Raw genomic sequence first — 14947 nt, 5'->3', positions numbered from 1 at the left:
AGTGTTTTTTTCTGTCTCAGTCAGCATTGGTAACGTATTGACCGCTTGCTCTGGAGCGTCCACAATGGAGTGTAAAAGCTGGACAAAGTGCTGCCCCATTCGCTCAATGGTGCTTGCTTTAAACAAATCACTGCGATATTCGATGCGCGCTTCAACACCCCTAGAGGTTTCTGAGATAAACAATACTAGATCAAACTTGGCTGTATCATTATGGCCATGATGCTCATTAACATGAATATCAGGTAACGACAGCGTATTACTCCCTGTTACTTGCCAAACAAACATCACCTGAAAGAGTGGGGTATAAGCCAAACTACGCTCTGGGTTTACCTCTTCAACTAGTCGATCAAATGGTAAAATCTGATGTCGATAACCCTGCAAGGTGCTCTCTTTGACGCGGTGCAAGTGTACTAAGAAACTCTCATTTCCCACCACCTTGTTTCGCAACGCAATATTGTTGACGAAAAAACCAACCAGCTGTTCTTGCAAGCGATTGTAGCGACCCGCTACTGGCACGCCAACCACAATATCTTGCTGACCACTATAGGTATTAAGCAACATATAGAAAGCAGTCAGGAGAGAATTATGCAAAGTCGTTTGTGCCTGATTAGCCAGAACTCTCAACGGAGTGATCACTTCCTCACTAATGCTAAAGTGGTGGCTGCCTCCATTGGATGATTGGATAGGCGGTCGAGAAAAATCAGTCGGCAACTCTAGCAGCGGAGGCGCATCAGCCATCACATCAAGCCAATATGCCAAAGACTCATCCATTTGGTGTGGTTGAGCTAACTGCTCTTCAATCAGTTGAGGATATTGCTTTGCCAGTGGCGCTACGTGTGCTGCTTCATTGCGAGACAACGCCTGATAAAAAGCAACAAACTCCTGCATTATCAAGTTTACAGACCATCCGTCTGAGATAATATGGTGAATGACAAGGGCTAGGCGAAAGCGATTGTCACTTAACTGGATAAGTTTAACTTTAGTCAACGGTGCACATGTTAAATCAAACTCATGCCTTGTTAAATCCGATACTTCCCGCTCCAACACTTCGTCTTGCGCGTTGACACAGTTTAAGTCTATAAACTCAAATAACCCTTCAAATTGCTGATGAACTTGCTGTTTTACTTCGTTGCCAACTTGTTTGAACGAGGTGCGTAACGCGTCATGGCGTGCAACAACAGACTTAAAGCTTTCTTCTACTAAAATTGGGTCAACTGAACCTTGCATGTCAAACACTGAAGAAATGTTATATGCAGAACTCGTTTGCTGCATTGCGCTAATAAACCACAGTCGTTGTTGACCATATGAGCATGGGTATGATTTGATCTGCTTTTCTTTCAACAACTTTGCTAGCAACTGTCTTTTTTGTTCACTAGAAAGGTGCGCTAATTTAGATGATTCCATTGTCATAGTTACCTTACTCATTACCCATTTGTCATCATTTCATCAAGCATCGCTTGAACTTCTTCGTCTGTTAGCTCAGCAATCTGATCTTCTAAGTCATCATTTTGCTCAACTGATAGCTCATGCTGTCCTTTTGATTGCGATGGCTCCTTAATATTTAGATCTAAAGCTTCTGAAAGCGCTTGAACTGTGGGATGTTCAATCATTTGTGTTACATGAATATCAAGCTCAAGTCGCTCAGATAGCTCACTACAGATCCTCAGTGCCATTAAAGAATCACCTCCAAGCTCAAAGAAGCTGTCATGAATACCTATTTCACAATCAGCAAAATATGTCTGCCACACGCTTGCTACCGTTTTTTCACTTTCATTGCTCGGTGGCACATAAGCAGGCAGCCCTATCCTTCTTGTAGATGGACTTGGTTTTGTAGGTCTGGCCTGTGGCGCTAACGTGGCAGCTTTAATTCGCTTTGCTAAGTCAGCTACTGACACAATAACCTGACCAAGTTGCTTCACCTGTAATGCCCAGTCCAATGCTGCACATGCCTCATGCGCTTCCATAACCGGTATGGAACGTGATAGTCGTTTAATTTCTTGATCTTGAGATGTCAGCCATGTATCCCATTCGATCGACAACCAGTGTTCTTGACCTCTAGAATTAGCCCACAGAGCAAAGTTGCTCATATATTGATTTGCTGCTGCATACTTTAAATATCCGGGGCCACCAACGTGAACAGAAATTGAAGAGAAAAGAGCCACAAAGTCTACGGTTTCTTGCTCAAATAAAGTGTAGAGGTTTAACGTGCCTTGTATCTTAGGATCATGACTGACGCCGTCCTCACCCACGAACTTCTCAGCGGTCACTGCTACCTGCTCTCCTGTTTGGCCCGCTGCATGTAGTACGCCCGTCAAACTGCCATAGTGTTGTTTTATCCATGCGAGCAATGTTTGCATCTGCGTTAGATCACACACATCTGCCTGCTTTATCACAACGCTGCCACTGTCTACCAAACCCTCTAAGCTCAATGGGGTATCCGCTTTGGCTCTGCGACTTGTGATGATGACCTGTGCACCTTGTTTTGCGATGTGAGCCGCTAGAACTTGCCCTATTTTGCCAAGCCCTCCAGTTATCAGATATACGCCACCGGCCTTAAAATGACTGGTACTTGGGGCACTCAGTGGTAATGATGCGTGCTCCGCTTTCCAGCGCTGCTTTGCTCTAAACGCAATGTCATCGTTATGCCAATCACTCAGCAGCTCTTGTAATAGCACATCAGTATAAGATACTGCCTCTGTGCTGCTTCCCCCTAAATCTAGGTATCTACTGCGAACACCGCTTAATTCCTGACTAATGACCTTGCTGGCCGACAATATCATGGCCTTATGTGGTTGTAACGCTTCATTACCATCTACGCGATGCACACCATTTCCAACATAATGGAGCGCTGCTTTATGCCCACACTGGGCCAGCCCTTGCGCAAGGTACACCGCACTACAAAAATCACTTGTATCACTATGCGCAACTTCATCAATGCCCCACAGGCTCACAACCTGTAGCTCACCTTCTACCTCTAATGACGACGCTAGGCTCACATAGTCCTGCTTACTCTTCCTATTTAAGCTAAACGCTTTTGCCTGTGTATCTACCGAAAATGCAGCCCCTTGACTAACACGGATCACACGTTGATTATGCGCTTCAAGCCTGCTTGCTAAAGCATCTGCAAGGCCACTGTCATCCATCAGTAGCAACCATACTCTCTTAGCCTCTGATGACACCGCTTGTATATTCGGTTGCCTATGCCATTGCTGGCTATAGAACCATTGCGATATTGGTGTTTGTTGATGTGCATCAATCGTTGGTAGAGCCGTTTCTGTGGCTTCAATCCAATAACGCTGACGTTCAAACGGATACCCCGGCAGTGAAACACGTTGACGCTGCTCTGCTTCATAGTAAGCGTGCCAATCTACGTCGACACCACTTTGCCAAACTAGCCCAAGCGCCTTTGTTATCAACTCTCTATCCTGATCAGTAGACTTTGACAGCCCAGCGCTGTGAGTGATCAACGCTGGTACTTTAATGTGTTTCTTAGCCAACTGGCACAACACATTTGTAGGCCCAACTTCAATCAATACTCGGTCTACCTGCTCAGTACAAAGCGTGTCTAACCCTCGCGCAAAGTGAACAGGCTGACGCAGATGCTCAACCCAGTATTGTACGGACGTAGCCTGCTCTGGATTTATCCACTCACCCGTCACATTTGAGATGTAACGACGTGTTGGTGGGTGCAAAGTAACACCTCTCACCACATCTGTGAACGCGTCTAAAACCTCATCCATCATCTGACTGTGAAACGCATGTGATGTTTTTAAACGTTTTACCGAGACCCCTTGTGTTTCTAACTTTGTCCCTAAAGCCGCTATCGAGCCCTCAGGCCCCGCCGCTACACTCAAACTACGGCCATTAACCGCTGCAATTGAACAGTCATCTGCCAGTTGTGCCGCTAACTCCGACTCTCCCAACGATACCGATAACATAGCACCCGGTTGTGCTTGCTGCATCAATTGACCTCTGGCTGACACTAACTTAAGCGCATCATCCAAACTCATTACACCCGCAAAACAGGCCGCAACATATTCTCCTATGCTATGGCCTATCATGGCATCCGGTTCCACTCCCCAATGTATCCACTGTTTGCCTAACGCATATTCCACTGCAAATAGTGCCGGTTGTGCCAGTCGTGTTTGTTCCAATTGTGTTTCTGTCGCATCTTCGCCAAACAACACTGCTCGGATATCTAATCCTAAATACGCCTGTAACTTATCTGCACATTCATCTAAAGCTGCCTTAAATACCGCTTCTGACTCGTACAGACCTCGCCCCATGCCTCTATGTTGACTCCCTTGCCCCGAGAACATGAAAATCCGCTCTGGGTGTCCTTCACTCAACACACTACTCATCGCTTCACTGCTTATCTGCTGCGCTGCACCCTGTGCTGTACCATGACATACCCACGAGGCCTTGTAAGGGTGGTTTTCTCTACCTACTTTTAAGGTATACGCTATATCTGACAAGCGCTCTTGGCTACCACGTAAATATGTGATTAGCTGTTCCCGCTGCGCCTCTAGCGCTGTTTGGCTTCGGGCTGATAGCACCAATAATTGCTGCGCTCGTCCTGCTTCAGATACCTCCCTGCGCGGGGATTCTTCTAAAATCACATGAGCGTTAGTGCCCCCTATACCAAACGAACTCACGCCCGCTCTGCGTGGCTCACCTTGCGTATCCCATGCCTTTAATGAGTTATTGACGTAAAATGGACTACTGGCAAAATCTATCTCTGGATTACCTTGCGTAAAGTGTAAGCTCGGTGGTAACTGCTTGTGTCGTAACGCCTGAACTGCCTTGATCAACCCAGCTATGCCCGCTGCCGTGTCCAAGTGTCCAATGTTTCCCTTGACTGAGCTTAACGCACAATAGCTTGAGTCTTGTGATTCTGCGCGGTGTACCTGACTGAGTGCAGCAATTTCTATCGGATCTCCTAGTCGTGTGCCTGTACCATGAGCCTCAACATAACCAATACTTCTTGCTGATACCTGTGCTGCACCCAGCGCCTCAGCTACTACCGCGGCCTGCCCTTTTACACTTGGCGCTGTAAAACCAACCTTAACCGCACCATCATTGTTTACCGCAGAACCTCTGATCACTGCGTACACCTGATCACCGTCAGCGAGCGCATCTTCCAAACGCTTTAACACCACCATGCCAACCCCGTTACCCGGTACGGTACCCTGTGCTTGTGCATCAAAAGGTCGACAGTGGCCGTCTGGTGATAGAATCCCTCCAGGCTGATAGTGATACCCTTGTTCACTTGGCACGGTCACGCAGGCGCCACCTGACAGCGCCATATCACATTCATACGTCAATAAACTCTTACATGCCTGATGTACTGCCACCAAAGACGTTGAACAAGCTGTATTTAAGCTGATCGCAGGGCCCGTTAACTGTAATTTGAAAGCGAGTCTACTCGCCGCAAAGTCCTTCTCATTACCAATCCTTATTTGCATTTTCAGTGCAGGATCTGACACCAAACCTTGGCGCAGCAAGTTATTCAATAAATAGCTGCTACTGCTAAGACCAACAAAAGTTCCCGTCTTTTTGCGTGTATTAGCTTTACCATAGCCGGCATCCTCCAAAGCGTGCCAAGCAGTCTCCAATAGTACTCGCTGTTGTGGATCGGTCAATTCAGCTTCAGATGCACTGAATCGAAACAGATCCGCATCAAATGCCTCTATATTGTCAATCGTGCTTGTGACATTAACCAAATTCGAACGCTGAAGGTCGCCGGAAAATGGCGTGATTGACTCAACATGATTGGCAATATTTTGCCAAAACTGTTCTACATCTTGCGCCCCAGGGAAGCGCCCCGACATACCAATCACAGCTATTCGTTGATCAGAGTTAACCTCATTGCGCTGTAAAGGCGCTAGCTGTTCTGCTGGTTGCTGTTCAAGTAGTGCCTCAGCTAAAGCCTCTACGGTACAGTAAGTGAATAGGTCAATGATCTCAAGTTGACAGCAGAAGCGCTCTTTTAACACCCGATGCACTTGTATCAGTAATAACGAATCTCCACCTAGCTGAAAAAAGTTGTCGTTACGATCAATGTGAGACACTCCTAATACAGTTTGCCATATACCTCTTACTTCAGATTCAATTTGAACCTGACTCATGGCTTGCTGCTGATGCTCAACATTAGGTGTGAGTTCTTCAGTGCCACTCAATGACAAAGTATTTTTTAACCAGCGCGTTATGCGCGATGCGAGTGACGCAGTTGAGACAATAACCTGCGTTGCCTGATCATCACAGAGAATATACTCCAATGCGTCAATGCCCTGCTGCACAGACATTGAGAATTTGTTTAATAACGCCATTGCTGGGTCATATTCAGCCTCTTCAAATTGCCATTGGTCCCAGTTGACCGATACCCAGCGGGTCTCAGATTGACTTGATTGTGTTATCGCAAACGTATCTAAAAATTGATTTGAAGCAGCATACATACTATGGCCAAAGCCGCCTAAAACCGAGGACAACGAAGAAAACAACAACACAAAGTCTAACTCTGCATTGTGTAAAACTTCAGCCAGTACTTCAGCCCCCAACACTTTTGCTTTACTGAGCTCAATAAATTCTTCTTCACTGACTTCATTAAGCTTTTTATAAGCATCAAGACCTGATGTACCCGCTGCATGTAGTACGCCCGTCAAACTGCCATAGTGTTGTTTTATCCATGCGAGCAATGTTTGCATCTGCGTTAGATCACACACATCTGCCTGCTTTATCACAACGCTGCCACTGTCTACCAAACCCTCTAAGCTCAATGGGGTATCCGCTTTGGCTCTGCGACTTGTGATGATGACCTGTGCACCTTGTTTTGCGATGTGAGCCGCTAGAACTTGCCCTATTTTGCCAAGCCCTCCAGTTATCAGATATACGCCACCGGCCTTAAAATGACTGGTACTTGGGGCACTCAGTGGTAATGATGCGTGCTCCGCTTTCCAGCGCTGCTTTGCTCTAAACGCAATGTCATCGTTATGCCAATCACTCAGCAGCTCTTGTAATAGCACATCAGTATAAGATACTGCCTCTGTGCTGCTTCCCCCTAAATCTAGGTATCTACTGCGAACACCGCTTAATTCCTGACTAATGACCTTGCTGGCCGACAATATCATGGCCTTATGTGGTTGTAACGCTTCATTACCATCTACGCGATGCACACCATTTCCAACATAATGGAGCGCTGCTTTATGCCCACACTGGGCCAGCCCTTGCGCAAGGTACACCGCACTACAAAAATCACTTGTATCACTATGCGCAACTTCATCAATGCCCCACAGGCTCACAACCTGTAGCTCACCTTCTACCTCTAATGACGACGCTAGGCTCACATAGTCCTGCTTACTCTTCCTATTTAAGCTAAACGCTTTTGCCTGTGTATCTACCGAAAATGCAGCCCCTTGACTAACACGGATCACACGTTGATTATGCGCTTCAAGCCTGCTTGCTAAAGCATCTGCAAGGCCACTGTCATCCATCAGTAGCAACCATACTCTCTTAGCCTCTGATGACACCGCTTGTATATTCGGTTGCCTATGCCATTGCTGGCTATAGAACCATTGCGATATTGGTGTTTGTTGATGTGCATCAATCGTTGGTAGAGCCGTTTCTGTGGCTTCAATCCAATAACGCTGACGTTCAAACGGATACCCCGGCAGTGAAACACGTTGACGCTGCTCTGCTTCATAGTAAGCGTGCCAATCTACGTCGACACCACTTTGCCAAACTAGCCCAAGCGCCTTTGTTATCAACTCTCTATCCTGATCAGTAGACTTTGACAGCCCAGCGCTGTGAGTGATCAACGCTGGTACTTTAATGTGTTTCTTAGCCAACTGGCACAACACATTTGTAGGCCCAACTTCAATCAATACTCGGTCTACCTGCTCAGTACAAAGCGTGTCTAACCCTCGCGCAAAGTGAACAGGCTGACGCAGATGCTCAACCCAGTATTGTACGGACGTAGCCTGCTCTGGATTTATCCACTCACCCGTCACATTTGAGATGTAACGACGTGTTGGTGGGTGCAAAGTAACACCTCTCACCACATCTGTGAACGCGTCTAAAACCTCATCCATCATCTGACTGTGAAACGCATGTGATGTTTTTAAACGTTTTACCGAGACCCCTTGTGTTTCTAACTTTGTCCCTAAAGCCGCTATCGAGCCCTCAGGCCCCGCCGCTACACTCAAACTACGGCCATTAACCGCTGCAATTGAACAGTCATCTGCCAGTTGTGCCGCTAACTCCGACTCTCCCAACGATACCGATAACATAGCACCCGGTTGTGCTTGCTGCATCAATTGACCTCTGGCTGACACTAACTTAAGCGCATCATCCAAACTCATTACACCCGCAAAACAGGCCGCAACATATTCTCCTATGCTATGGCCTATCATGGCATCCGGTTCCACTCCCCAATGTATCCACTGTTTGCCTAACGCATATTCCACTGCAAATAGTGCCGGTTGTGCCAGTCGTGTTTGTTCCAATTGTGTTTCTGTCGCATCTTCGCCAAACAACACTGCTCGGATATCTAATCCTAAATACGCCTGTAACTTATCTGCACATTCATCTAAAGCTGCCTTAAATACCGCTTCTGACTCGTACAGACCTCGCCCCATGCCTCTATGTTGACTCCCTTGCCCCGAGAACATGAAAATCCGCTCTGGGTGTCCTTCACTCAACACACTACTCATCGCTTCACTGCTTATCTGCTGCGCTGCACCCTGTGCTGTACCATGACATACCCACGAGGCCTTGTAAGGGTGGTTTTCTCTACCTACTTTTAAGGTATACGCTATATCTGACAAGCGCTCTTGGCTACCACGTAAATATGTGATTAGCTGTTCCCGCTGCGCCTCTAGCGCTGTTTGGCTTCGGGCTGATAGCACCAATAATTGCTGCGCTCGTCCTGCTTCAGATACCTCCCTGCGCGGGGATTCTTCTAAAATCACATGAGCGTTAGTGCCCCCTATACCAAACGAACTCACGCCCGCTCTGCGTGGCTCACCTTGCGTATCCCATGCCTTTAATGAGTTATTGACGTAAAATGGACTACTGGCAAAATCTATCTCTGGATTACCTTGCGTAAAGTGTAAGCTCGGTGGTAACTGCTTGTGTCGTAACGCCTGAACTGCCTTGATCAACCCAGCTATGCCCGCTGCCGTGTCCAAGTGTCCAATGTTTCCCTTGACTGAGCTTAACGCACAATAGCTTGAGTCTTGTGATTCTGCGCGGTGTACCTGACTGAGTGCAGCAATTTCTATCGGATCTCCTAGTCGTGTGCCTGTACCATGAGCCTCAACATAACCAATACTTCTTGCTGATACCTGTGCTGCACCCAGCGCCTCAGCTACTACCGCGGCCTGCCCTTTTACACTTGGCGCTGTAAAACCAACCTTAACCGCACCATCATTGTTTACCGCAGAACCTCTGATCACTGCGTACACCTGATCACCGTCAGCGAGCGCATCTTCCAAACGCTTTAACACCACCATGCCAACCCCGTTACCCGGTACGGTACCCTGTGCTTGTGCATCAAAAGGTCGACAGTGGCCGTCTGGTGATAGAATCCCTCCAGGTTGATAGTGATACCCTTGTTCACTTGGCACGGTCACGCAGGCGCCACCTGACAGCGCCATATCACATTCATACGTCAATAAACTCTTACATGCCTGATGTACTGCCACCAAAGACGTTGAACAAGCTGTATCCACACTCATCGCAGGACCAGTTAAATTCATTTTGAACGCCAAACGTGTCGCGGCAAAACTTTTATCATTGCCGATCAAAATATGATGGGCATTTAGTTTGGCGCTTTGCTCTGTGTTGGTTTGAATGTTTCTATGAAAATAACTACTAGCGGTTATGCCAACAAACGCACCAACTAACCCATCAAACTCCGACGCAACATAACCCGCATCTTCAAATGCGTTGTATGCCGTTTCTAGTAAAATACGATGCTGTGGGTCAGTTGCTTTTGCCTCATTTGGTGTATAACCAAAAAAGGATGCGTCAAACATTTCGATATTATCTATACCACTGGAAACATCGACAAAGTGCGATTGTCCGTTATCACTTTTCGACGCCGGCTTTGCCTGTGAGCTTTTAGGGGTAATACTTTCCACTTGTTGTGCTATATTCTCCCAAAACTGAGACACATCGCGTGCCCCAGGGAAGCGGCCTGACATACCAATGATAGCAATGGTTTGACTCATATCCTGTTGTTCAAAATTACTCATTTTCTTCTTCTATTCATTCTTTGCTGTTGTGCTAACGCTTGACGCTTTTTAACTGCGCGAGAAGTATCGACCTGAACAATCGACTCTGCTTTAGGTTCTGCATCAATAAAGTGTGAAAACAAAGCGATACTTGGGTAGTTAAATAAATCCATGTAACCAATTTCTCTACCAAATTCATTCGTTATCTTGCGACCCAATTTGGCCATCAGCAGAGAGTTTCCGCCAATATCAAAGAAGTTATCATGAATGCTGATTTCATCAGGTGAACACGCTAAAACTTCCGCCCAACACTGCAATAATGATTGCTGAGTTTTTGATTTTGCTGCCGTTCGTGATCGCTCAAGTTGTCGGATATCTTGTCTTGCGACAAGCAGCTTTTTGTCTACTTTGTTATTACTGTTAAGCGGCAAGGCATCGAGCGAGAACCACAAACTGGGGATCATATACCCTGGCAAAAACTGGCTCGCGAACTCACTAAGCTGTACGGTGTCCAATTCACATTGTTCATACATAACCAAATACGCCACCAAGGTAGCACTAGCAAATCCGGGGTCTTTTATAACAATGGCTACACGCGCAACGCTTTCGTGTTTAAGGATGGTGCTTTCAATTTCACCAAGCTCTAGTCGATATCCTCTTAACTTGATTTGGTCATCTTCACGACCGAGAAATTGAATACGTCCCTCAGACATGATCCTCGCTAGGTCACCGGTATCATATAGCCGCCTACCCAGATAGGAGTGATTTGGCAAAAACCTTTCTTCAGTCAACTGGGGGTTATTTCGATAACCATTCGCCAAGGTGTCTCCACCGATAAATAACTTTCCAACGCCACCTTCTGGAACCGGTAACCCAGCACGCGACAAAACATGCAACGATGCACCCTCTACGGTACCATCAATAAAAACTTTCTCAGCTTTCGTGTCTACCTCAGATGCAGCCACCCAGATGGTCGCTTCTGTCGGACCATACATATTCCATAGTTGTGCAACCTTACTATCAAGTTTTCTCCCCAGTTCCATCGACCAGAACTCACCACCACATAAGGCAATTAAATCAGGTTTACCTGACCAGTTACTTTCCAAGAGCAAGTGCCAAGTTGCAGGGGTCGCTTGCATAAATGTAATATCATGCGCATCTATCTGTGTTGCTAGGGAGGCACCATTTTGCATCTGGTCACTGGATAACAGCACAACCTGAGCGCCACAAATAAGTGGTAAAAACAACTCTAAAATTGATATGTCAAAACAATATGTTGTAACTGCTAACAATTTGTCTTGCTCAGTCACTCGCAAGCGCTTTCGCATGTCATTTAAGAAAATAGCAAGTGCACGGTGACTTACTTCTACGCCTTTTGGATGTCCCGTAGTGCCTGAGGTATAAATGATATAAGCGGCTTTATTTGTGTCAAAGGACTTACGTTCAAAGGCGGTGCGGCTTACAACAGGCTGGGCTATCAGTTCTTCCAATAACAGCCTTGTACCTACAAACTGCAATTGACTACGTACACTGCCTTGGCTTTGTACCACAAACACTGCTCCACTGTCTTTGAGCATAAACTCTACTCGTTCAGTTGGCGCATCAATTTCTATGGGTAAGTATGCGGCACCAACTCGCCACAATGCGAGCATCACAACAACGGTTTGTGGTGTTCTAGGTAACTGAATTGCGACCACATCCCCACTGGTCACTCCATTGGCAGCCAACGTTTGTGCTAACTGCTCAACCGACGACATTAGTGTATTGTAGTAAAATACTTGTGCTTGTCCGATAGCCGAGTGACCAGATATCGCATGACGACTAGGGTAACGAACGGCTTGTTCGTACACCATATCAAGTACACATGCCGTTGATACCTTTTGGTCTGGTTCTTCTGCGTTAACAACGTTTGGAGAAGTTACTTGAAGAAGTGCCAATACCGTATCTTTTTTCGGCAAGTTTTTTAATATTAGCTCCAAAGACTGAGCCATTTCTTTCGCGATTGACTGACTTAGAATTTGCTGGTTGACCACCAACGTCATTTCCAATCGTTCTTTAGGCACCACCATCAAACTGATAGGATAGTGAGTCCGTTCGTGAACATCGATCCCATCAATATTAATATCTGTCAACGCACTCTTGAGCCCCTGAGCTATGGGATAATTTTCAAACACCACAATACTGTTGAATAAAGTGCTTGCATTGCTGACCTCACTGTAGCGCTGTATATCAACAAGCGGAGATGTTTCATAGTTAAGATGCTCAGCTTGATGTTCTTGAATCTTTTGTAACCAATCACTTACTGCGTTTTCAAGAGACAGCTTAACTCTAACAGGTAAGGTGTTGATCGTCACACCCACTAATGACTGCAAGTCTATGTTTGCGTTAGAGCGCCCTGATACAGTTGCACCAAACACAACATCAAGCTCGTTAGAATAAGATGAGATTAATGCAGCCCACGCTCCTTGGACAACCGTGTTTAAAGTTACACGATGTGCTTGCGCAAACGCTCTCAAGCCGCTTGTCTGCTCATCCGATAATGTGATTTTGTATTCAGTATGTGCACTAGGCGCTGTGGAAACCTCTTCATTTGATACGATTGGTAATACAGTTGGTTCTGATACGCCCGCTAAATAATTTTGCCAATATTGATGTATTTGTTCTGTAGAGTGCTGTTCAATATAATCAACATAGTTAGCAAATTGGGTGGCAACCACGGGGAGTCCCACTGCAGACTGACTTACCAGTGCTGAATACGCTTGTATTAATTCTGACAGCACAATTGAGGTTGACCAGCCATCTAACAATAAATGATGGTAAGTCCAGCTAAGGTAAGCTCGCCCTGTGGGCAACTGAACCAACCTCAGCGTCATTGGCACCCTGTCCATTAATTCAAATGGTGATTGCTTATCCTGCTCAATCAAGGTCAACAACTGTGCTTTGGCCTCGTGCTCTGTGCAAAGGCTTAAATCATTGTGCTGTAATTTCGACTGCTCACTCTCAGCGGCTCTCATTTGATATGGTGTCTGGTCTTGATGTAGACGAAACACCATATTCAACATGTCGTGACGCTCTTTTACTATGCGCCAAGCTTCATTGAGTAAAGAATAATCGATGCGTGAGCCAATATCTATTCCGAGATGGATGTGATATATCACCGCACTAGGTGCATATAAAGAGTGGAAAAATATGCCTTGTTGTAGTGGTGTAAGCGGTAGTTTTCTAGGCTCACTTGGTTGAATTTCGTCATTAGAAACACGAACTGAGTTAGACAGCAACGATGTAAAGATAGACTGAATTTTTTCTATATCTCTATGCTGATACACATCACTGCGATAACGCCATTGACACTGTAAATTGCCATGTATGATAACCAAATTAAGCGCTATATGATGTTCGTCGATATTAGTTGATGCAATGTCGCTGACATTCGCCAAATTAACTCTTTCAATGACCGGTTGTTCAGTTGCTCCGTCACTCGCTTTATTGCTGTGCACAGTTCCTAAGAAGTTAAACACTACTTTGGGTTTAATGTCAGCTAATTCAGGAATATTTTGACTGTAACGTAAAACACCATAACCATTTCGCCACGGTGGTAAATCAGCGACAGCTTGGTTAACGATGTCTAAATGACGCTCAAAATTCGTATTTGAACGACAATCAATTAGCAACGGCACCATGGAAGTGAACCACCCTACGGTACGGCTCAAATTCAGTGGCGCTGGCACATCTCGCCCGTGACCTTCCAAATTCATTAGAAGGTATTCGTGCGTATCAATTTGGCTAAAAGCACTGCTAAAGGCACCTAACAACAGCGACTGTTGGTCGCTATTTCCTACCTCACAAAGGCCCGTTAACTGCGTAACAGGAACTTGCCAGCTCAGACTAGAAATATGGGCTTTGTCGCGAGCCTCTGCTTTGGCATTGCCCACCGCCTTTGGTAACTTGGCAGCTAAGTTACACCAATACGCTAACTGTTGAACTCCCTCTTGGCTTTCATTCCAGTTGTTTAAGTAATTTACCCACTGTTGAAACGAATGGGTTTTAGCCGCAAGCGCTTCATGACTGTTAGAACCCAATAAGGTTGTGATATCTTCAAGTAAGATATGCCAAGAAACACCATCGATTAACAAATGATGAGAGCATAGGAATACATAATGTTCACCATGACCTAAATAAAACAAACATACTTGCCATAAAATGCCTTGCTCTAAATCGAGCTGCATCTGGATCTGTTGGCATTCTTGCTCGACTCTTTCGAACTGTTGCTCACTTGAGACCGCACTTAAATCAAGCAATATGATCTGCTGTGCATAGTTTCGATTGGTTGTATAAACTTGTTGTGTAGGTAAAGAGTCACTTCCTATATCTAATGAAAAGACGTCATGATGTTCGAGCAACATTTGTAATCGCATTTGAAGTTGTGCTGATGATAATGCACTTTGTACCTTAATGAGTTGCGATTGATTAAAATGTTCAGGTTGCTGGAATCGTTGTGAATAAAACCACGCTTGCATAGGAGATAAGGCAAAAGGTTCAGACGTGGCACAAGGAGTAAGCGGTAGCTCTGTTGGCTTGCTTCTAATAAAATCGCTCAGAGCCTTAACACTTTGATATTGAAATAATTCACGGACAGAAAGGTTCAGACCGTATTGATGTGTCTTACTGATCACCTGAATACCTAGAATTGAATCTCCACCAAGTTCAAAGAAATT

General features: G+C 45.7%; 3 protein-coding genes. All 3 read right to left on the bottom strand.

What is annotated here, in order from left to right; translation table 11 throughout:
- Positions 1–1404 (bottom strand): condensation domain-containing protein (locus J8L98_RS24045; protein WP_210998581.1); only part of this gene is annotated, 1404 nt, incomplete at its 3' end.
- A 20-nt stretch (positions 1405–1424) separates the two neighbouring features.
- A complete protein-coding gene (locus J8L98_RS24040; protein WP_210998580.1) occupies positions 1425–10253 on the bottom strand; it encodes a type I polyketide synthase in 8829 nt (2942 codons plus the stop codon).
- Positions 10250–14947: non-ribosomal peptide synthetase (locus tag J8L98_RS24035; protein ID WP_210998579.1), on the bottom strand; the 4698-nt coding region annotated here is incomplete at its 5' end. The genes J8L98_RS24035 and J8L98_RS24040, both read right to left, overlap by 4 nt.

The sequence above is a fragment of the Pseudoalteromonas sp. MMG013 genome, from assembly GCF_018100885.1.
GTDB classification, from domain to species: Bacteria; Pseudomonadota; Gammaproteobacteria; order Enterobacterales; family Alteromonadaceae; genus Pseudoalteromonas; species Pseudoalteromonas aurantia.
Note: the sequence above shows the minus strand (reverse complement) of the source record. Positions and strands in the feature narration are given on the sequence as shown.

Coding starts and splice junctions, on each gene's coding strand:
- J8L98_RS24040 (WP_210998580.1), bottom strand. CDS start 10,253: ATGAGTAATTTTGAACAACAGGATATGAGTCAAACCATTGCTATCATT.